Below are 22,766 nucleotides of genomic sequence, written 5' to 3'. Positions count from 1 at the left end.
CATCATCCTTTCATCTCATTGGCGCTATCGACATCGAGATGCCCACGCTGATGGTAAAACCGCAATAATATTGCCAAACCAATGGCCGCCTCTGCTGCTGCTAGTGTCAAAATAAAGATAAACATAATCTGTCCATCTGGATCGACCCAGCGGCTACCGGCGACCACAAATGCCAAAGCCGTCGCATTCATCATGATTTCAAGGCTCATTAGCATAAATAATAGATTACGCCGTACCATGACACCGCACAGACCGATTGCAAATAATATACCGGCCAAAATCAATCCATGGCTCATGGGTATCATACCCAGTACATTTTGCGCCTCAGTAGCAGGCTGCATAAAGCCTGCGACCTCGTGGGCAAACGGCACATTTACAACCTCCTGTGCCACGCTCGCTGCTAGTACCATCAGTCTGACTCCTTGCGCGTGACTTGTTGTATATCCGCCTGCTTACCGACATTCATACCGACATAGTCAAGCGGATCAACCTCTTTATATTCGTATGATTCAGCTCTGTTTAGCGCATCAGTATCGATCGGCATGCCATTATCATCGTAATGTTTGATACTAGCCACATTTGGATTAGAGGCCTGGCTTGCTTTGTTATTATGTCCTTTATCATAGCCTTTAGCGTCGTGACCGATAATCTCATCATCACTAGACTCTTTACCCAAATGATAAGCAGCCACCAAGGCAGCTAATAATAGCAATGCCGCCACTTCGACCAACATAACGTATTTGGTAAACAACACCGTACCGACGGCTTTAGCTGAAATGGTCGTACCACCAATCATTGCCGTATCGGTATGATTAAGACCTATCAACGCATATAGCACAACCGCGATGATAATAGTTAACCCCGTCGGTACTGCCCAAGTGCCCGCATCAAGCCAGCTTTCTTCACGCTCATCATTACTCATGCCAAGATTTAGCATCATAATAACGAAGACGAACAGCACCATAATGGCACCGGCATAAACAACAATTTCAAGCGCACCAGCAAACGGCGCACCTAAGACAAAGAAAATACCTGAGATGGCCAATAACGACACAATCATCGATAAAATAGCATGCACTGGATTGGCAAGGGTCACCACGCGCAAGCTGGCAAATATTGCCACCGCTGCCAACGCATAAAACCCTGCCAATTCAGGACTATTTAAAATATTCATCATGGTAGCAAGCTCCTTAGATCAATCGGTGCCGCTTCATTTTGCGCCGCGCCTTTTGGTTTATCTGCTACCGCCATACCCGTCACGCGATAATAGTTATAATCGGGATATTTACCCGGTCCAGAAATCAGCAAATGCTCTTTTTCATAAACCAAGTCTTGACGGACGTACTCACCCATCTCAAAATCAGGCGTCATCTGAATCGCCGTCGTCGGACAAGCTTCTTCACACAAACCACAAAAGATACAACGTGAAAAGTTAATGCGGAAAAATTCTGGATACCAGCGACCATCTTCACGCTCGGCTTTTTGCAAAGAGATACAGGCAACCGGACAGGCTACGGCACATAAGTTACAAGCCACGCAGCGCTCATCACCATCAGGGTCACGCGTCAACACAATACGGCCACGAAAGCGTGGCGGTACTGGCACCGGCTCTTCTGGATAAAGAATGGTGTCGCGCGGCCTGATTGCATGACTATTGACCATCCACATACTGCGGACAATGGTAAACATACCAATGACGGTCTTTTTTATCGTAGTAAACATGGGATTATTATCCTTATCAGCTTTACCCTAGTTCATCAGTGATGGCTACTAGTAATGACTATAACGTTGGGGAGAAAATCAAAATCACTGCGGCAGTTACCAAGAGATTAATCAAAGTTACCGGCAGGCAGATTTTCCAGCCAAAGTTCATCACCTGATCATAGCGCGGACGCATGAGTGAGCCTCGAGCCAAAATAAACATGGTCATAAAGAATAGCGTTTTAATCATGAACCAAAAAGCTGGTGGAATAAAAGGAATATCTAAATTAAACGGCGCAAGCCAACCGCCAAAAAACAAGCAGGTCATCAATGCCGAAATCAGCACGACGTTGACATACTCGCCAATAAAAAACATACCGAACTTCATGCCCGAATATTCGACATGATACCCTTCGGCAAGCTCTTGCTCGGCTTCTGGCTGATCAAATGGATGTCTATGGGTGACAGCAACACCAGCAACGACAAAGGTTAAAAAGCCAAAAAACTGCGGAATGATATACCAGCCGTCAATTTGCGATTCAACGATTTCACGTAGGTTAAACGAGCCTGTTAGCGCAACCACACCCATCAATGATAAGCCTAAGAAAACTTCATAACTGATGGTTTGCGCTGCTGACCGTAAGCCACCAAGTAATGAGAACTTATTGGCAGACGCCCAACCACCGAACATCACCGCATAAACTGCGATACCTGCCATGGCAAAGAAGAACAAAATACCGATATCCCAATCAGCAACCCCAAGGGTTGGCGAGACAGGAATAATGGCAAAGGATGCCAACGCAGTAAACATGGCAACCGCTGGTGCCAAGGTAAACATAAACTTATCGGTAAAGTTTGGCGTCCAATCTTCTTTAAAGAAGATTTTGAGCATATCAGCAACCAGTTGCAATGAGCCAAACGGACCCACACGGTTCGGACCGTAACGGTCTTGCCAAAGCGCTAGCATGCGGCGCTCATAAACAATCATCAACGCCGCCACGATAACCACCACTAAAAAGATAACCAGCGCCTGCACGACCATAAAAAGTATCGACCAGGTATCAAAGGTCATCATACCAGCCAAAAAGCTTGGCACATCAGGGATAATACGGGTAACTTGCAAATTACACCTCCTGTGTGGTGGTCGGCGCGCTATTTACTGGCGTAGCGCGATTATTGTTATTGGCTGCGACAGCATTATCAGTGGCCATACTACCCATCATCGTCACTGGCGCATCGACTTTGCGTACTGACGCTGGCATGGACGGATGGATAATACTCACTTGCCCAACCGGATAGCCGATACAGCCTTCTGCTAAGTAATCAACGAACTCAACAGGTAAGGTGATTTGCTGTTTATCAATCTCAATCGCTAGATAATCACCCGCTGCAAGACCCCATGCTTTGGCATCATCGATACCGACGCGCCATGTAGCGAGCGGCAATTGCTCAGCAACCACTGTGCTACGTGATGCCATCATCGAGCTGGCATACAGATTATAAACCGGTACCAGTTTGGCTTGTCCTTGCTGCATATCTGTCGTCGTTGCCGAGGTAGCTTCTGGTGCAACGTATTGACGCGTGGCAAGACGCTCTAAGCGATCAAATAAACGGACGCCCGGATCGCCATTTCTCAGGCTACCACCAACTTTATCTTGGTATTTATTCCACGCTTGCGGTGAGTTCCAACCGGCCGCACTGGCAAAAGGAATCATCGAGCTTGGCGTCTGCTTACCGCTATAACCTTCCATTGAGAAGGTTAAGCCGGTATCCAAATCTTTTGGTTGCATCGGCTCATGCACAGATACGGGCGCACGCATCGAGGTACGACCTGAGTAGCGACGCGGCTGACGGGCAATTTTTAGACCAGTCATGCGGTAATCAGCGTCAGGAGCGGCGTCTTTAATACCCGCAAGCTTAGGATGGGTAGCGATTAGAGCATTGATAACGTCATCAAGCAGCGTCCAATCGACATCACGACCTTCTAAGCTGCTATGCACGGCATGCAACCAACGCCAGCCTTCTTTGATACTGCTCATTGGATGATAATATTCGTTATCATAAACTTGGAAGAAGCGCTGCGCACGACCTTCAGCAGAGATAAGTGTGCCGTCCGCTTCCGCAAAGCTCGCGGCTGGGAGAACGATATCGACATCTTTATGCCAATCAAGCAATTGATGGTCAAGGGCGATGACGGTTTTATCCGCCAACAACTGAGTTAACTTATGCGCATCAATGGCATCAGTTAACTGGTTTTCAGCCACGATAACCACATCAAAATCGGTCGCCAATAATTCTTCAACCGATTGACCACCAAGCATACAAACGCCAATACTATTGGCATCAGGAACCGCCAAATAAATACCCGCTTGCGCGTGATAGTTTTTATTAACCTCTTTGAGCTCAAGCTTGGTTGCAGGCTCGCGCTCGACATCGTCTTGCGCTTCGGTATCAACGCCAGTCTCTGGTTTATTTGGTTTAGCAGATAAGTCTTTGTCTTCGCTTTGCTGCGCCGTTGCTGCTTGTGCTTCAGCAGCTTCGACCTTAGCGTTATGCGCTTCGACCTGCTGCTGCTCAGCGGCTTTAATCGCCGCACGCTTTTGGGTCAGCGCTTGGGTGATTTGCGCCGCTGCTTCTATCAAAGCAATCGATGATAAACTAGTTCCCGAGACCACCAACGGCTTATCAGCTTGAATTAAGTCATAAGCAATTTGCTGGGCTAGCGCTTGCATTGGATCAGACGCTTCATCAGCATCTTGTTGGGCACGTTGCGCGTCTGCTATCTGGGCTAAATCATCTACAAGATTGGCAATCGCATCGGCGACTTTAAAACCAAGTTTGGTAATATCTTCTGGTGTCGCAACGACGCTAACTTTACTGATATCTTCTAGCTTGGTTTGGATAACATCGATGATATAGACCGGGCTTTGCACGCCTTGTCCAATACGTTTGACAGGCTCAGCTAGCCACGATTGGGTTTTGGTCGCTGCTGCCATTTTAATGGCTTCATTTTTTGCCGCTTGACGAATCGATAGTGCCACACGCGATGAGGTTTGAGTAATATCTTCACCCAATACCAATACCGCGTCATGGCTTTCGATATCAGCCATACCGGGGTTATAGATACCTTCAGTGCTTAATACTTCAATACATTTATTGACCAGTGCTTGTTGCTGATGGTTTAAACCGGTTGAAAAGCTATCAAAGCCAACCATGTTTTTTAGCGCAAAGTTAGTCTCAAGACTGGCACGTGGTGAGCCAATACCGATAACTTTTTTGTCTTTGATACGTTTGATGGTTTCATCAAGCGCATAATCGATATTGATTTTGACATGCTTGTCATTGATACGCTCAAGCGCTTGGGTTGGGCGGTCTTCGCGATTGACATAACCGTAACCGAAGCGACCACGGTCACATAAGAAGTAACGGTTTACTTCACCGTTATAACGGTTCTCGATACGGCGCAATTCGCCATAACGCTCGCCCGCTGAGATGTTACAGCCTGCTGAGCAGCCATGACAAATGCTTGGTGCATACTGCATGTCCCACTTACGGTTATAGCGCTCAGAGTGGGTTTTATCGGTAAATACACCCGTTGGACAGACTTCGGTTAGGTTACCTGAAAACTCGCTTTCGAACTGACCGTCTTTATCACGGCCAAAATACACGCGTTCATTTGAGCCATAGACGCCCAAATCTTCGCCGCCCGCGTAGTCTTTATAAAAACGTACGCAGCGATAACAAGCAATACAGCGGTTCATTTCATGCGCAATAAACGGTCCAAGCTCTTGATTGTGATGGGTACGCTTGGTAAAGCGATAGCGACGACGGCTATGACCTGACATATAAGTCATGTCCTGCAAATGACAATGTCCGCCCTCTTCACAGGTTGGACAGTCGTGCGGGTGGTTGACCATCAATAGCTCAACCATCGACTTACGAAAGGCTTTGGCTTCATCGTCGGTCACTGAGATGTACATATCATCGCTAGGGGCGACCATACAGGACATCACCAAGCGCCCGCGACCTGCTTCCATATCTTCTTTATTTTGGTATTGCTTGACCGCGCACTGACGGCAAGAGCCGACTGAACCTAAGGCGGGGTGATAACAAAAATACGGCACATCAATGCCGAGTGACAAGCATGCTTGGAGCAAGTTGTCGCTGCTATCTACTTCGACAGTGGTTCCATCAATATGTATGACTGCCATGCCGCTCTCCTTATTTCACTTCTGGCTGTTGATGAGCTGCAGCCTCAATGACATCTTCGCCAACCGCCTGCGCAATTTTTTGATCAAACTCAGGACGGAAATATTTAATCGCACTCATCAGTGGCTCCATCGCACCCGGCGCATGGGCGCAGAAGGTTTTACCGATCCACAAGTCACGGGTTAAGCCTTCTAATTTCTCAACGTCACCGATTTGGCCTTGACCATCATTGATGGCCGTGAGCAATTTAACGCCCCACGGTAGACCATCACGGCACGGTGTACACCAACCGCACGACTCACGCTGAAAGAAAATCTCAAGGTTACGCAATAATGGCACCATGTCTTGTTCTTCATCGACGACCATAATTAGCCCAGTACCCATACGGCTACCAGCTTTTTGAATGGTGTCAAAATCGACGACGGTATCTAAATGCTCAGCGGTTAAAAAGTCGGTTGATGCGCCGCCAGGGAGCCATGCTTTAAGCTTTTTACCTTCTTGCATACCGCCAGCGAAATCTTCGATAATTTCGCGCGCCGTATAGCCAAAAGGTAGCTCCCATAGTCCTGGGTCATTGACCAAACCTGAACAACCAAATAGCTTAGTACCTGGGGTTTCGACCACGCCTTTAGCTTTTGGTAAGTCTTGATACCATTTACTACCATGCAAAATAATCGCTGAAACGTTATGCAAGGTTTCAACGTTATTAACCACAGTCGGACGACCCCATGCACCTGCCACTTGTGGAAAAGGCGGTTTGGTACGCGGATTGGCTCGGCGACCTTCTAAGCAGTTAATCAAAGCGGTTTCTTCGCCGCAAATATAACGACCAGCGCCGGTATGGACGTGCAAATCAAAGCTAAAGTCTGAGCCTAAGATGTTATCGCCAACCAAGTTATTGGCACGCAATTCTTCAAGCGCTGCCGTTAAGCGCTCTGCTGCTAAAATATATTCACCGCGAATAAAGATATAACCGGCCGTTGCCCCAATCGCATAGGCAGAAATCAGCATACCTTCGATAAGTTGTAGCGGTAGACGCTCCATGAGCAAACGGTCTTTAAAAGTACCCGGCTCCATCTCATCGGCATTACAGACTAAGTAGCGTGGACCACCATCGGGTGGTGCCATGAGCGACCATTTGATACCGGCTGGGAAACCTGCACCGCCGCGGCCTTTGACTACTGCTTCTTTAATGGTATTCAAAGTATCGGCTGGTGATTGGTTTAAAGCCATCTTTAAGGCTTCAAATCCGCGTAGCGATTCATAAGTGGCTAAGTCCAATACCGCATCGTGATGGGCAAGGCGCCATGTTAGCGGTTTGGTTTCACTGGTAGCGGTTGCTTTATCGCCATAAACAGGAATGCGCTGGTCATTTAATTGGCTAGGCGCTTTGCCTTGACCGCGACGAGCAATCTGCTCTGAAATGGTTAAACTCATGCGTATAGCTCCAACAATTGGGCGACTTCAGTGGGCTGCACAGGACCATAGGTGTCTTCATTGATTAACACAGAAGGACCTTTGTCACAGTTGCCCAAACAGCAAATCGGCAATAGCGTAAAGCGGTTGTCAGCGGTGGTTTGACCATAGTCGATGCCCAGCTGCGCTTTTAATTCAGCCGCCAGCGCTTCGTAGCCCGTTAAATAACAAGCGACCGAATCGCAAATAAGGATGACATTGCGACCGACCGGCTGACGATAGATACGGTTAAAGAAAGTTGCCACCCCATCCATGTCGGTCACAGGGATATTTAGGATATTGGCGATGGCATTAACTTGCGCATCATCGACCCAGCCGTTACGCTTTTGCACGATTTTTAGGGCATCTAAAGACGCTGCTCGCGGATGGGGATAATGATGCATAAACTCATGGATAGCCGCAATCTCTTCTGCTGTTAAGATACTTGCCACATCTACTTTTGGCATTTTATCGGAAACAATTCTCATAATCTTCTTCTTTCCTCACTCAGCCCACTGTTTATATAGTGCTTGGCGCAGCAACAGCGTTTTGGTGTGCCAGTCTGGCGATAACATATTAATAAAACTTGGCGTACTTTTAATATTTAACATCTACCATTTAACATTTATGAAAATTAATGATAAATGCAGCAACCCAAACCGTTAACGGTCACAATCGGCCATGACGATATCAATCGAGGCCAAATACATAATGGCATCAGAGACCAACGAGCCATTAATCACCGATGGCATCTGTTGCAGGTGCGCAAATGTCGGCGTACGGATACGGGTACGATAGCTCATCGTCGCTTTATCTGAGGTGATGTAATAACTGTTTAGACCTTTGGTTGCTTCCACAATCGTGGCGCACTCACCCGCTGGCATCACAGGACCCCAAGAAACCGAGATAAAGTGATTAATCAAAGTCTCAATATCATTTAAGGTACGATCTTTCGGCGGTGGTACGGCCAATGGATGATCCGCCTTATAAGGACCTTGCGGCATATTATCCATACATTGACGGATGATACGTAGCGACTGGCGCATCTCTTCGATTTTTACCATACAGCGATCATAAGCATCGCCGTTATAACCAACTGGAATCTCAAAATCGTAGTTCTCGTAGCCCATATACGGACGTGCTTTACGTAAATCAAAATCCAAACCTGTCGCACGTAAACCTGCGCCGGTAACGCCCCATGCCAATGCTTGCTTGGTGTTGTACTGGGCAACGCCTTGGGTACGACCTTTTAACACACTATTTTGCAATGCTGCTTTTACGTATTCATCTAAACGTTTTGGCATCCAATCTAGGAACTCACGAACCAAACGCTGCCAACCACGCGGTAAGTCGTGTGCTGTACCGCCGATACGGAACCAAGCAGGATGCATACGGTAGCCAGTCACCGCTTCGATGACGTCATAAGCTTTTTGGCGATCGGTAAACATATAGAAGACTGGCGTCATACCGCCCGCATCCTGAATAAAGGTACCAACAAATAGCAGATTATTGGTAATACGGAAAAACTCACTCATCATCACACGGATGGTTTCAGCGCGCGGCGGCACCGTAATCCCAGCAAGCTTTTCAACCGACATGATATACGGTAGCTCGTTCATGACGCCGCCGAGGTAATCAATACGGTCGGTATAAGGAATATAAGAATGCCACGTTTGACGCTCAGCCATTTTTTCGGCGCCGCGATGGTGATAGCCGATATCAGGAATACAGTCGACAACTTCTTCACCGTCAAGCTGTAGCACTAAACGGAATGCACCATGAGCAGAGGGATGGTTAGGACCAATGTTCAAGAACATAAAGTCTTCATCACGGCCCGAGCGTTTCATGCCCCATTCTTCAGGGACAAAACGCAGGTTTTCTTGCTCGTATTGTTGCTTGGCATTATTTAAGAAATACGGGGTAAATTCCGTCGCGCGCGCATGATATTCTTTACGCAGTGGATGACCTTCCCAATATTTAGGCAATAAGATACGCGTTAAATGTGGATGGCCACTGAAGATAATGCCGAACATGTCCCAGACTTCACGCTCATACCAGTTAGCATTTGGCCAAATTTTAGTCGCACTTGGTACGTTGAGATCGTCCTCGCTTAGGGCGACTTTGATACGCACATCGCTATTACGCTCAAGCGACATCAAGTGGTAAAACACTGTAAAATCACTGTCTGGCAAACCTTGACGATGCTGACGCAAGCGCTCATCTATCGCGGATAAGTCAAAGAGCATAACGTAAGGTTTTGGCAATTTACGCAGGTATAATAAGACGTCTAATAAGTCGGCACGCGCCACCCACACCGTTGGAATCTCATCCACCGTGTGCTGTACGACAAACTTACCAGCATATTTTTCTTCCAGCTCTTTGATAACTGCTGGGACAGGTTTGATCTTATCCCTGTTGTTAGGATCCATGTTATTAGGATCTATGTTTTCAACTACCGTGACCATGAATGATGTCTTCCTTCATTAATCATAACCCAGCTATGTCAATCATAACCGAGCTGTGATAAGCGTACGCGCACTTCTAAGAATTATGAACAATTGAGCTAATAAACTAGATACTGTCTGGGCTACGCAAGTTTTTCACCGCAATACGGTCCGCTTGCTTACGGTCACGCTCAGGCGTCATTTGCGGCTGGTAAATACCTTGCTCATTGACATGAATGCCTAGCGGACGACGCTCTTTGGTAATCGACTCTTGTAGCAGCATCAAACCTTGAATCAAAGCTTCTGGACGCGGGGGGCAACCGGGCACATAAACATCGACAGGAATGATTTTATCGACGCCTTGCACCACTGAGTAGATATCATACATACCGCCCGAGTTGGCACACGCGCCCATCGAGATGACCCATTTTGGCTCAAGCATTTGCTCATAAAGGCGCTGAATAACCGGTGCCATTTTCACAAAGCAAGTACCAGCAACAATCATTACGTCTGCCTGACGGGGCGAGGCGCGAATGACTTCGGCACCAAAACGTGACAAATCGTGTACGGCGGTTAAGGTGGTGGCATATTCGACATAACAGCAAGAGGTACCAAAGTTAAATGGCCATAGTGAGTGCTTGCGCCCCCAGTTTGCTGTTGAATGGACAAGGTCTTCAAGACGACCCATAAAGACGTTTTTATTGACTTCTTCTTCGATAGGGTCATTGACCGTTTGACTGGTCTGTGCAGGATAGATATCTGCATCAGGGTTGGCTTTTGTTAATGTGTATTTCATAACATACAACCTTTATTTTAAGCGCTGCGTGACAAGTATTTATCATCACTAGCGCCATAACTTCTATTATTAATAAATGACCATTTAGGTGTAAACAAGACTGCTATAAGCAATGAACTTAAAGCTAGTCTTGTTGTTGTGCAGCAGTGGCAAAATCCACTGACGTCACATTACCCGTGGTATTAATATGATCGATATTTTGTAAATGGCGACGATTGGTCTCGATATTGTTTGAGACATTAATTTGCCCTGAAGACTGCGCCGGTATCTTGCCTGTTGGGTCAACCATCAGCTCATCAACGCCATCAAACTTGGTGATGTCGGCCAAATTAAAACCGGCTGGCGCCGCATATAGACGCGCTTGTTTACGGCGTTTATCCGCTGGTGCCCAGTTCATCGCCCCCAGACTCAACTCATATATCAGACCGATGATTAAGATTGTGATAAAGATGGCGGCGGCAGCAAACCCTAACCAGCCTGTCTCACGCACTGACACGGCATAAGCGTATAAATACAGCGCTTCTAAATCGAAAATGACAAAGAAAATTGCGACCAAATAGAATTTTGCAGACAAACGAATGCGGGCATTGCCAGCTCCGACAACACCCGCTTCAAATATCTCTTCTTTTTGTGTGCCCTGAGAGCGACCGCCAAGCAAGCGCGGAACGACCAGCATAAAGACAACTAGCCCAATGGCGGCTAAAATAAAAGCAATTGCTGACCAATTAAAAGCAGACATGATAATACGTGCTCCTCACCCAATCGAGTGTCAAGCGCACCGCGAATACTCACAAATGATGGTGGTAATGGCGATAAGCATAACGCAGACGAAAACACAAAGTAGCTGTCATTGACTCATTTTTGAGCAAATATATTTAAACAACTCAAGGACTGTGATAAACCCATGACTATTATAGCTACTGTGCTGGTAATAACCAATTATCAAGCTTATTGACGACGATGTCAGACATGACCAACTATAGATATTCCGGCATGCACGCGGATAAAAGGCTGGTCGCCCAACGCATCTTTTAACAACGTAAGATCAACGTATTAAATCAATATCGTATTTATTGGCGTACTTAATTGATTTAATAGCTCATACACGTGGTCAACAATGACGTGACAACTGGCATAAATTATTTACGTACTATACGCATATCGGCAATCAAAAGCTAGTTTTTAACTGCATTGAATGGTCATTTTATCTGCAAAAAAAATATGTTTTTTTTACCATAAACTATGTTATAGACGTTACCTTATATTACGTGCGAATCTGAATTTTTATGTGGACGCTGCTATATATAGTGTAAGCTGCGCAAAGCAAACACTTTTTTAACTCAAAACCCGCTGCCAACTCCTCGCCCAAAGACAGGGTTTTTGCTTTATAATAGCCCACCTTATTTTGACGCTTTGGCGTTATTTGAACACACATTTTGTTACCCTTTATTATTGGGTGTACTTTACCGAAAATATCGTCTTTATTAAAAATACCATCCTTATTGACGTTATGATTTTTATTATTATCATCTTAATAAAATCAGCGTTTGATTAAAATCATCGTTGTAGCCCAAGCATCGCAGCCTTTTATCATATTTTGCTTAACAACGACTTTCGTCAACGATGCTACTATCCATTATTCGTTTTATCTTCTTTTTTGCTTTTGTCTTACAGGTCATCTTATGAGTCAACTTAATCCCAAACAACAAGAAGCCATGCTTTATGTCTCAGGACCTTTATTGGTATTGGCTGGGGCAGGCTCCGGTAAAACCTCGGTGATTACCCGTAAAATCGCTTATCTCATCGAAGAATGCAATATGCCAGCCGAGCGTATCACGGCGGTGACCTTTACCAACAAAGCGGCGCGTGAGATGAAAGCGCGGGTCAGTAAATTGCTGCCAAGTGAAAAAACTCGCGGTCTGACGGTATCGACCTTTCACCAATTTGGCTTGCAGTTTTTGCGTTACGAGCTGATTCATACGCCATTGAAAGGCAACTTTTCCATCATGGACAGCGATGACAGCAAGCGGCTCTTAATGGAGCTGATGATGCGTGACAATTTAAGCGGCGCCGAAAGCCGTGAGCTGGTTGGCAAAGCGATAAAAATGATTTCTGATTGGAAAAATGATTTGATTGAGCCGGATAAGGCGATGGAAACCTTGGACGATCCAGAAGATATGATTTTTGCGACGCTTTATGCTTTATACGAGCGTAACCTACGCGCTTATAATGCCGTAGATTTTGATGATTTGATTGTACTGCCAACCAAAATCTTACGTGAAAACGCTGAGCTGCGTGATAAATGGCAAAACCGTATTCGTTATTTATTGGTCGATGAATATCAAGATACCAATACCGCCCAATATGAGATGATTAAATATCTGGTCGGACCGCAAGGGCGCTTTACTGTCGTAGGTGACGACGACCAATCTATCTATGCCTGGCGCGGCGCCAAGCCTGAAAATATGGCGCTACTGAAAGAAGATTTCCCGAAATTAAAAATCGTCATGCTCGAGCAAAATTACCGCTCGACCACGCGTATTTTGACCTCTGCCAACGCCGTTATTACCAATAACGAGCATTTATTTGAAAAGAAACTGTGGTCAGATAAAGGTCAGGGCGAAAAAATTCGTATTATTAATTGCCGTAATGACGACGATGAATCTGAGCGCGTGGCAAAAGAAATCGTCACCCATAAACTGCGTTTCGGTAATGAGTGGGAGCAATACGCCGTTCTTTACCGCAGTAACTTTCAGGCGCGCATGCTTGAAGCGCAATTGCGTCAGCTGCAAGTGCCGTATAAATTATCTGGTGGTCAGTCGTTCTTTGCCCGTAGCGAAATCAAAGACATCATGGGCTATCTGCGTCTGATTTTAAACCCCGAAGACGACAGTGCATTTTTACGTATTATTAATACGCCTAAGCGCGGTATGGGACCTACTACCCTTGAAAAGCTTGGTTTATTTTCGCAAGAGCATAGCATCTCGCTACTCGCTTCTTGTACCCACGCTGGACTTGCTCATGTGTTGCCGTCAAAAGCCTATGGCACCTTAAAAGAGTTTGGCGATTTTATCGAGCATTATACCCGTGAGCTCGATCAGCACCCCGACCCCGTGCCTATCGTCCGTCAAATGATTGACGAAACCGGCTATATCGACTTTGTCCGTAGCGACGCCAAAACGCCGCAACAAGAAAAAAACCGCATCGATAATATCGACATGCTCTATACCAGTATTCAGTCATTGATTAATCGCGCTGAAGAAGATGAAGACCGTACCATTGATACTATTATTCGCAAATTGGTGCTCCTTGACATGCTCGAGCAGCAGCAAGAAGAAGAGAATACCAATAAAGTGAACCTCATGACCTTACATGCGGCAAAAGGCTTGGAGTTTGATTTTGTCTATATCATGGGACTTGAGGAAGAAATGCTACCACACCGCAACTCTATCCTCAGTGAAACCATTGAGGAAGAAAGGCGTTTAATGTACGTGGGTATTACCCGCGCTCGCCGTGAGCTGACGTTGACGCTTGCGACCCAGCGCCGTGCGGGCGGGCAAATGCGCGTGACCTCTGAATCACGTTTTTTGGATGAATTGCCAGAAGATCATATCGACTGGCCAGCGAAGGCAAAAAAGAAAAAAGCCAGCAAAGACCCTGAAAAAGTCGCTGATGAATACTTGGCCAATATTCGTGCTTTACTAGGTAATCGTTAAGTTTAAAACTTAAGCGATACCCTGTTTACCGCTCTTTACATGAGCGGTAAACTCAATTTTTATACGAATATCTTTTAAAAATTTGGAACCTTTATGCCGACCTCGACGACGAATCCTGAACGACCATTGACCCGACAGGCTGACTATAATCCGGCAGAAGCAAGCGGTGAATATAAGTTATTATATTTGCAAGAATTGGTAGCAGAAAAAGCGTATGCGGCGATTACTGAGTTTTTAGAAAAGCAATCAGAATATGAGATTGCCAGCCTATTAGAGTCTTTCCCGAGCCAAAATCGCTTACTGATTTGGGCGCAAGTACCAGAAAATATCAAAGGTGAAGTACTGGCTGAGCTGGAGTTTGATACCCGCCAGCCGCTGTTGGAGAATGTTTCTTCAAAAGAGATATCCCTGTTTACCCAAGACCTTGATGCGCAGGACATTTCTGAGATTTTAGATACCGTTACCGAAAGTGTGCGCACCTCGGTGATGGCAACCTTGGATGAAGACATCCGAGTGCAGGTCAATAAACTCGATACTTATGAAGACTGGGAAGTCGGCAGTTATATGGATCCTGACCTCATTCAAGTCAGGGACGACATCACCCTTGCAGAAGTGCAAAGCTGGCTGCGAGAGAATGCTGATTTGCTCGATGATGAAAGCCAAGAGCTATTAGTCGTCGACCAAAGCCAGCAGCTGCTTGGCCTGTTAAGTCTAGCGGATCTGATTAAACACCAGCAAAGCACCTTAGTCGCCGACTTGATTCATAGCGCCATCACTGTCAATGATCGCTTAGATATTCAAGATGCGGCGTCGATTTTCCGTTCAGAAGATATCCGCTTTGCGCCAGTGATTAACAGCCACGGCGAGCTGGTCGGACAGTTAAACGGCGAAGATATCATGGAGATTATCCAAGATGATGTCGATAGCACCATGAAAAACCTTGCTGGTGTTAGCCAAGATGAAGAGCTGTTTGCGCCTATTTTAACCAGTGCCAAAAGCCGTAGTATTTGGCTCGGTATTAATTTATGTACCGCGCTATTGGCGGCCGCTGTGATTGGGCAGTTTGAAGCGGTATTAGCAAAGGTTGTGGCACTGGCGATATTGATGCCGGTGGTTGCCAGTATGGGCGGCATTGCAGGCTCGCAAACGCTGACGGTGGTCATTCGCGGGATGGCAATGGGTCAAATCGGTGGGTCGAATCGCCTATGGTTATTAAATAAAGAGCTGTGGGTTGGGGCGATAAACGGTATCATATGGGCGATAATCATGGCGATTATTGCGCAATTGTGGTTTCATGATGTTAAAATCAGCGCCGTCATCGGGCTTGCCATTGCGATTAACATGACCGCCGCCAACGTTTCGGGCATTAGTATTCCGCTGATGCTCAAACGTATGAATATCGACCCTGCGCTATCCGCCTCGGTTATTTTGACCACCGTGACTGATATTGTCGGCTTTATGTCGTTTTTGGGCTTGGCAAGCGTGTTGATTCTTTAGTGAACCGCCTATGAAAATCTGAAAGCTAAAAGTTAACAATCAGCAGCTATTTCTATTAATAGTTGTTGTTAAGCATTTAAAACCTAACAGTTAAAAATGTGATTCATTCTGTTTAAAAAACCATTACATCGTTAAGTGAGTGCGTTATGCAAGCTGTACAAGTTAAAGTTTTAAACCCTAAAATTACTGAAGATAAAGCGTTCTCGCTACCGACGCGCGCTACCGATGGCAGCGCAGGTATTGACTTACGTGCTTGCATTGATGAACCGTTGACCATTAAAGCGGGAGCCACGCATTTAATAGGCACTGGACTTGCCGTTTATATTCAAGACCCTAACTTTGCGGGTATGATTTTACCGCGCTCAGGTCTCGGTCATAAGCACGGTATCGTCTTGGGTAATTTGGTCGGCTTAATTGATGCTGATTATCAAGGTGAGCTGATGGTTAGTATTTGGAATCGCAGTAATGAAGATTTTGTCTTAAACCCAGCAGAACGTATGGCGCAATATGTGGTTGTACCAGTCGCCCGTCCGGAGTTTGAAGTGGTGGCAGAATTTAGCGATACCAGCGCGCGCGGTGCGGGCGGTTTTGGCCATTCTGGTCGTCAGTAAGCATTGAATATAAGCATTAAACATTAAGTATCATTGGATTTTCATGTAGCATCAATCGCAGCAATAAAAATAATCAGCGATTTTTCATTCACTACTAGCCCATTTATCACGACTATAAGGAGAGTAAGCGATGCCGTCTTTTGCTGCGCAGCACTCCTTATTTCGTGCTTATGATATTCGTGGGTCGCGCCAGCAGTTTACCGATGATTTTATTCATGCCTTGGGAAATGCTTTTGCGTATCTTTATCAAGTTCAGCCAAATATTCATAGCGAAAACATTGACGAAAGTAGTAGCCAAAGCACTAACGAAAGAACCATTGTCGTTGTTGGTCATGATGTGCGCTGTGATAGCGATACCATTGCGCAAATATTTGCTGATATCTTGTCTCAGCATGGTCTACAAGTCATCCAACTAGGACTTGTTACCACGCCAATGATGATTTTTTGGGCGGAGCAATATCAGGGGCATGGCATTATTGTCACTGCCAGCCATTCTGCTAAAGATATTTTAGGAGTGAAATGGCTCGTCAATCATATCTCGCCTAGTAGCGCCGATATTCAAACGTTATATCAACAACTAGCTAGTTATAATTCGCAAAATTCGTCTGTAAAAACCAATGACCAGCCTGTGCGTTATAAACAACAGCAGTTACCTGCTAATCAAGTCACAAGCGCTTATAGCGACGCTATTACGCAAGTCTTTAAGCAAATCGATCAACGTGACAATCAGTCAAATAGCCAGAACGCAGAAGATAGCCAACCACCCTCCTTTAAACTTGATTTAGTGGTAGTCATTGATTGTATGCATGGCGCTACCAGCAATATCGCCCAGCCTTTATTTGCACGTTTTTGCCAAAATGTCATCATGCTGAATGATACGCCAGACGGTAATTTTCCTACTGGCAATCCGGACCCGACTGAGCCACAGCGTCTTAAGAAGTTACAGCAAAGCGTACTTTTTCATCAGGCAGATATAGGTATTGCCTTTGATGGTGATGGCGATCGGTTAATGGTGGTCGATAATCGGGGCAAAGTCGTCACTCCTGACCACCTGCTTTATCTATTAGCAAAAATAGCGGTTATTGAGCGTCCACAAATATTAAAGACATCGTCACCATACGCGCACGTGCTGTTTGATATTAAATGCTGTCATCATCTGCCAAAACTCATCACTGAACTTGGTGCTACGCCTGTGCTTAGTAAAACTGGCAGCAGCCTCATGCGCCAACAAATGCAGCAGTCTGACGGTCAAATAATTTTTGCTGGTGAGCTATCTGGGCATTTTATTTTTAATGATAGCCGCTTTATACTTTACGATGACGCCATGTATGCGGCGTTACGATTGCTGCATTGGTTGGCAAAACCTCAACGCACTGAGCCAACTCGCACAAAAAGCCTAGCCAATATTGTTAAAGGTTTACCCGTTATCGTTAGTACAGCGGACCATTATTTACCGCTACCAAAAACCATAGCTAACGACTGCTCTATTGTGCAGCAACTGGCAAGATTTTGTCAGTATTTACAACAATTGGTTCATGCGACATCAACTGCCATTATTGAGCAACTAGACCCGCAAACTGTCGTTGCTTGTGCGCCGTCACTTTGTACGTGCTCGCAGCAAAGCCAATCTACTACTTTAGAGCAGGCGCAAGCCTTATTGCCCGTGGGCACCAAGCTTAGCTGTATCGATGGCGTGCGCTTAGATTTTGCGCGCGGGTTTGGCGTATTGCGCCAATCAAATACCAGTCAAAATCTGACCGTGCGCTTTGCTGGTGATAGCATCGGCGACCTTATCGATATTCAAACGAGATTTGCCGCTTTATGCCGCCCCTTTAATAAGACGCTAGCAATGCAAATCTTGGCTATTGTTGCTGAATAGGTATTATTTAACCTTAACTTTATTAGAAAACGTCTTATTAGAGAGCGCCAAAGAGAAACAAAAACTTTCAATCAATCCACCGCTTAACCCTATCTTTTAGGAGCTTGTCATGACGCTTAATTTGGATGAAGCCAAAATTACCGCTGAAGTATTAACCACGGCGCTGCCTTATATTCAACGCTTTGTTGATAAGCTCATCGTCGTCAAATACGGCGGCAATGCCATGACCGATCCTGCGCTTGAAAGCTCGTTTGCCCGTGATATCGTGTTATTAAAAACCGTTGGTATGCATCCTGTGGTCGTACACGGCGGTGGTCCACAAGTCGATAACTTGTTAAAAGAGCTTGGTCGTCAATCTGATCGTATCGACGGCATGCGCGTGACTGACAAAAGCACGATGGATATCGTTGAGATGGTATTGGGCGGTAGCGTCAATAAGTCTATCGTTAGCTTAATCAACAAGCATGGTGGGCGCGCGATTGGTCTGACGGGTAAAGACGCCAATTTAATCTTAGCTAAAAAGCTAATGATGGAAAAAATCGGCGCAGATGGCGTGGCAGTTCCCGTTGATTTAGGCTTTGTCGGTGATGTGGTCAGCGTTAATAAAGACGTGATTAATATGCTGATTGCCTCTGATTTTATCCCTGTTATCGCGCCGCTTGGGGTCGATTCTGAGGGCAATACTTATAATATCAATGCCGATTTGGTCGCTGGTAAAGTCGCAGAATTCTTGCAAGCAGAAAAGCTGATGCTCCTAACCAACATTAAAGGCGTGTTGGGCCGTGATGGTGAAGTGGTCACTGGCTTGACGCCAAAGAAAGTCGATGGTCTTATTGAAGATGGTATTATCTCAGGTGGAATGATTCCTAAGATTCAATGCGCGCTTGACGCGGTACGTAGCGGCGTAAAAAGCGCGGTTATTGTCGATGGTCGTGTGCCACATGCCACGCTGCTCGAGATTTTCACCAACGAAGGCGTCGGCACCTTGATTAGCCGTGACTTAGATTCATCAATGAGCTAGCGAGCTGTGATAATTTTTAGTATACAAAAGCCCGAGCTTAACATTTAAGTTCGGACTTTAGTGCTTGTTTAAAAACCTACCTTACGAAAAAGCTTTATCAAACTCATCTTCATCAAAACCGCATAACAGTATCGGCTGAATTTTATCTGCCAGTTGACCTTCAACGATCGGACGCTTAATCATACTGGTATTTTCTATCAGCAAATCAATGGCGTTATCCACATCGCTATCGGCCGCTTGTTTTTGCTCATCGGTGAGCTTACGCCAAGTGGTGCCGCGTTTATTTAGAACTTTATCGATACCAAGCTCGTTTACCCAACGCTGTACGCTTTCCTTATCAATGCCTTGTTTTTTATAGTCATGAAAATCGTAGTTAACGCCTAGCTCATCAAGTTTGGTAAAAGCCTTTTTCATGGTGCTACAAGATTTGATACCGTAAATAGTGATGGTCATAAAAACTCCAAATCAATGATCATTATTTTGTTTATTATACCTAACAGTGATGAGCATTTGGTTTATGACAACGAAAACAATCATAAGCGTATTCACTTTGCAGATTTATCACCTTTACGGTGAGTAAACGCTCTATCATATCGTCGCAATTTTTGCCAAATTACGCTATGCTATGGCATTGTAAAATTTTACCCAATTTATCTGTAATAACCTATTCCGAGCCAACTATGAGCAACGCCGTGACAGCAGAAACTGCTAATACTACCCATACCAATAATACTTCTATCGATAACGCCCAGTATCAGCCGCAACTCATCGAAGCGGCGCAGCAAGCCAAATGGGCAACTGACAAGCGCTTTGAAGTCAGTAATGAGCCAAGTGACAAGCCAAGTCGCTATATGCTGTCGATGTTCCCTTACCCAAGCGGTAAGCTGCATATGGGTCACGTGCGTAACTATACCATCTCTGATGTACTGAGCCGTTATTATCGCCTAAAAGGCTATGAGGTCATGCAGCCAATGGGCTGGGATGGTTTTGGTCTGCCAGCAGAAAACGCAGCGATTGCCAATCAGACGCCGCCTGCTAAATGGACGTTTGCCAATATTGATAGCATGCGCGCGCAGCTTAAATTGCTTGGCTTATCGATTGATTGGTCACGCGAATTTGCTACTTGTAGCCCTGAGTATTATCAGTGGGAGCAGTGGTTATTTTTGCAGTTATACAAAAAAGGCTTGGTTTATAAAAAGCTTGCCACCGTCAACTGGGATCCAGTCGACAATACCGTCTTAGCCAATGAGCAAGTCATTGACGGTAAAGGCTGGCGTAGTGGCGCAATGGTCGAAAAGCGCGATATCCCGATGTATTACTTCAACATCACCGATTATGCCGATGAGCTGCTTGATGATTTAGATCAACTAGAAGGTCACTGGCCATCTGAAGTACTGACCATGCAGCGCAATTGGATTGGTCGTAGTGCCGGTATGGAAGTCCATTTCCCTTATGAGCTGGCAGGCGAAACCAATACCTTAGATGTGTTCACGACGCGTCCTGATACCTTGATGGGCGTCACCTATGTCGCCGTTGCGGCCGAGCATCCATTGGCACAATATGCTGCTGAACAAGATGAGGCGATTGCCCAGTTTAATGCGCTGTGTAAAAAAGGCTCAGTTGCTGAAGCAGATTTGGCTAAAGCTGAAAAAATTGGCATGGATACTGGTCTGACCGTCACTCATCCTTTAACTGGCGAAGAAGTGCCAGTATGGGTTGCCAACTATGTACTGATGAGCTATGGCTCGGGTGCGGTGATGGCGGTCCCTGCCCATGACGAGCGCGATTACGAGTTTGCGACTAAATACAATTTGCCTATTAAACAAGTGATTGACATTCCTGCTGGCTTTTTAGATCAAGTAGAAGCCGATGCCAAAGCCAATAATACGCAAAGTAACCGCGCTTATACCGAGCGCAATACCTTAGTCAATTCAGGCGAATTTGATGGTATGGACTTCGAGCAAGCGTTTGAAGCCATGCTAGCGAAGCTTGAACCGCAACAGCTTGCCAAGAAAAAAATCCAATACCGTCTGCGCGATTGGGGTGTTTCTCGCCAGCGCTATTGGGGCTGTCCTATCCCCATGGTCAACTGTGAGCATTGCGGTACGGTGCCGGTTGAAGAGCAAGATTTGCCAGTGGTGCTACCAACGGACGTCGTCCCCGACGGTCGTGGTAATCCACTAAAAAATATCCCAGAATTTGTCAATACCACTTGTCCTAAATGTGGCAATCCTGCTGAGCGCGAAACCGATACCTTTGACACCTTTGTCGAATCAAGCTGGTACTATGCGCGCTTTGCCAGTCCGCACGATACAACCAACATGGTCAACAAATCTGCTGCCAATAAATGGTTGCCGGTCGACCAATATATCGGCGGTGTCGAGCATGCGGTTATGCATCTGCTTTATGCCCGCTTCTTCCATAAGCTCATGCGCGATGAAAACTTGGTATCAGGCGATGAGCCATTTGCCAATCTGATGACCCAAGGTATGGTACTTGCTGGTACTTTCTACCGCGTCAATGCCGATGGCAGTACCACTTATTACTTCACCGAAGACATCGATATCGACTATAACGAGCGCGGTCAGCCGATTAAAGCGACTTTGAAATCTGACGGTCAGCCAGTGACGATTGGTAAAATCGAAAAAATGTCGAAGTCAAAAAACAACGGCGTCGACCCACAACTTACCATTGATAAATATGGCGCGGATACCGTTCGTTTATATACGCTATTTACGGCTCCTGCCGACCAAACCCTTGAATGGTCAGATGATGCGCTAAAAGGCCCTTATAACTTTGTTAAAAAAGTTTGGCGCATTGCGACCGAGCACATGCAGGCACTGACTGCTGCCAATTTAAGCCTTGAGCAGATTAATAATGCAGCACTCAATACGGATAACTTAAGCAAAGAAGCCAAAGCTCTACGCCGTAAAACCCATGAAACCATTGGCAAGATTGACAGTGATTTGGGTAAACGTTTAGCACTCAATACGCCAGTTTCTAGCCTAATGGAGCTTGCTAACGAGCTTGCTAACTTCAAAGCAAACAGTGAGCAAGACCTACAAGTACAGCATGAAGCTTTGATTGATTTATTGATTATCCTCTCGGTATACGCGCCGCACATCGGTGAGCATTTGCTTGAGCAATTGGGCATGGATACCGTCACCCTAAGCTATCCAGAAGTCGATACAAGCGCTCTCGTGCAAGATATGATTACGATGGTGGTGCAGGTGAACGGTAAAATGCGCGGTAAAATGGATGTCGCACCTAATAGCGATCCTGAGCAGCTGAAAGCGCAAGCAAAAGCGCTTGAAGGCGTGGCAAAATTCCTTACTGGTGAGATCAAAAAAGAAATCGTCGTACCGAATAAACTGGTTAATATCGTGGTGGCAGGCTAGACCTTTTAAGGATTAAGTTTTTAAACGCTGCGACTTCAA

Annotated in this window: 17 protein-coding genes; 6 read left to right on the top strand and 11 right to left on the bottom strand. The window is 45.8% G+C overall.

Annotated features, from left to right (window positions below; translation table 11 throughout):
- Positions 1-2 precede the first annotated feature (2 nt).
- The 10 genes from nuoK to ndhC form a co-directional block, all read right to left on the bottom strand.
- Positions 3-311 (bottom strand): NADH-quinone oxidoreductase subunit NuoK, encoded by a 309-nt coding sequence (gene nuoK, locus ACPEGP_RS00180; RefSeq protein WP_102077418.1) that lies wholly within the window; start codon positions 309-311, stop codon positions 3-5.
- Between the two features lie 98 nt (positions 312-409).
- Complete coding sequence (nuoJ, locus tag ACPEGP_RS00175) at positions 410-1,177, bottom strand: NADH-quinone oxidoreductase subunit J (protein WP_288727853.1); 768 nt, start codon at positions 1,175-1,177, stop codon at positions 410-412.
- The gene (nuoI, locus tag ACPEGP_RS00170) at positions 1,174-1,722 is read right to left on the bottom strand and encodes an NADH-quinone oxidoreductase subunit NuoI (RefSeq protein ID WP_068406521.1); all 549 of its coding nucleotides are present in this window, start codon (positions 1,720-1,722) and stop codon (positions 1,174-1,176) included. Before nuoI ends, nuoJ begins: the two co-directional genes overlap by 4 nt.
- Before the next feature lie 58 nt (positions 1,723-1,780).
- Positions 1,781-2,776, bottom strand: a complete 996-nt coding sequence (gene nuoH, locus ACPEGP_RS00165) for an NADH-quinone oxidoreductase subunit NuoH (RefSeq protein ID WP_102077419.1) — start codon at positions 2,774-2,776, stop codon at positions 1,781-1,783.
- A gap of 49 nt (positions 2,777-2,825) precedes the next feature.
- Positions 2,826-5,912: an NADH-quinone oxidoreductase subunit NuoG gene (gene nuoG, locus ACPEGP_RS00160; protein WP_423813566.1), complete on the bottom strand. Its 3,087-nt coding sequence runs from the start codon at positions 5,910-5,912 to the stop codon at positions 2,826-2,828.
- A 10-nt stretch (positions 5,913-5,922) separates the two neighbouring features.
- The gene (gene nuoF, locus ACPEGP_RS00155) at positions 5,923-7,347 is read right to left on the bottom strand and encodes an NADH-quinone oxidoreductase subunit NuoF (protein WP_193030784.1); all 1,425 of its coding nucleotides are present in this window, start codon (positions 7,345-7,347) and stop codon (positions 5,923-5,925) included.
- Positions 7,344-7,853: an NADH-quinone oxidoreductase subunit NuoE gene (gene nuoE, locus ACPEGP_RS00150; protein WP_068406529.1), complete on the bottom strand. Its 510-nt coding sequence runs from the start codon at positions 7,851-7,853 to the stop codon at positions 7,344-7,346. The genes nuoF and nuoE overlap by 4 nt, the downstream gene beginning before the upstream one ends.
- Before the next feature lie 174 nt (positions 7,854-8,027).
- Positions 8,028-9,830, bottom strand: a complete 1,803-nt coding sequence (nuoC, locus tag ACPEGP_RS00145; RefSeq protein WP_423813565.1) for an NADH-quinone oxidoreductase subunit C/D — start codon at positions 9,828-9,830, stop codon at positions 8,028-8,030.
- Between the two features lie 106 nt (positions 9,831-9,936).
- On the bottom strand, positions 9,937-10,605 hold the full coding sequence (locus ACPEGP_RS00140) for a NuoB/complex I 20 kDa subunit family protein (RefSeq protein WP_068406534.1): 669 nt from the start codon (positions 10,603-10,605) through the stop codon (positions 9,937-9,939).
- Between the two features lie 124 nt (positions 10,606-10,729).
- Positions 10,730-11,344 carry an NADH-quinone oxidoreductase subunit A gene (gene ndhC, locus ACPEGP_RS00135; protein ID WP_423813564.1) on the bottom strand — a complete coding sequence of 205 codons (615 nt, stop codon included), beginning with the start codon at positions 11,342-11,344 and terminating at the stop codon, positions 10,730-10,732.
- Positions 11,345-12,287: 943 nt separating this feature from the next.
- Here ndhC and ACPEGP_RS00130 point away from each other — a divergent pair.
- The 5 genes from ACPEGP_RS00130 to argB all read left to right on the top strand — a co-directional run bounded on the left by ACPEGP_RS00130 (position 12,288) and on the right by argB (position 19,329).
- Positions 12,288-14,321, top strand: a complete 2,034-nt coding sequence (locus tag ACPEGP_RS00130; RefSeq protein ID WP_423813563.1) for a UvrD-helicase domain-containing protein — start codon at positions 12,288-12,290, stop codon at positions 14,319-14,321.
- A 93-nt stretch (positions 14,322-14,414) separates the two neighbouring features.
- Positions 14,415-15,818 carry a magnesium transporter gene (mgtE, locus tag ACPEGP_RS00125; protein WP_191692301.1) on the top strand — a complete coding sequence of 468 codons (1,404 nt, stop codon included), beginning with the start codon at positions 14,415-14,417 and terminating at the stop codon, positions 15,816-15,818.
- 146 nt (positions 15,819-15,964) lie between these two features.
- Positions 15,965-16,429: a dUTP diphosphatase gene (dut, locus tag ACPEGP_RS00120; protein WP_149489623.1), complete on the top strand. Its 465-nt coding sequence runs from the start codon at positions 15,965-15,967 to the stop codon at positions 16,427-16,429.
- A gap of 130 nt (positions 16,430-16,559) precedes the next feature.
- Positions 16,560-18,308 (top strand): phosphomannomutase, encoded by a 1,749-nt coding sequence (locus tag ACPEGP_RS00115; protein WP_423813562.1) that lies wholly within the window; start codon positions 16,560-16,562, stop codon positions 18,306-18,308.
- Between the two features lie 109 nt (positions 18,309-18,417).
- Positions 18,418-19,329, top strand: a complete 912-nt coding sequence (argB, locus tag ACPEGP_RS00110; RefSeq protein WP_191692460.1) for an acetylglutamate kinase — start codon at positions 18,418-18,420, stop codon at positions 19,327-19,329.
- An 81-nt stretch (positions 19,330-19,410) separates the two neighbouring features.
- Here the strand turns inward: argB and ACPEGP_RS00105 are convergent, their stop codons facing one another.
- The gene (locus ACPEGP_RS00105) at positions 19,411-19,782 is read right to left on the bottom strand and encodes an arsenate reductase (RefSeq protein ID WP_423813561.1); all 372 of its coding nucleotides are present in this window, start codon (positions 19,780-19,782) and stop codon (positions 19,411-19,413) included.
- Positions 19,783-20,009: 227 nt separating this feature from the next.
- Between ACPEGP_RS00105 and leuS the strand changes: the two genes are divergently transcribed.
- On the top strand, positions 20,010-22,727 hold the full coding sequence (gene leuS / locus ACPEGP_RS00100) for a leucine--tRNA ligase (RefSeq protein ID WP_423813560.1): 2,718 nt from the start codon (positions 20,010-20,012) through the stop codon (positions 22,725-22,727).
- Positions 22,728-22,766 lie beyond the last annotated feature (39 nt).

The sequence above is a fragment of the Psychrobacter sp. 219-2-C genome (assembly GCF_049560815.1).
In the GTDB taxonomy this organism is placed as follows: domain Bacteria; phylum Pseudomonadota; class Gammaproteobacteria; order Pseudomonadales; family Moraxellaceae; genus Psychrobacter; species Psychrobacter faecalis.
This window is presented reverse-complemented; position numbering and strand designations above follow the sequence as displayed.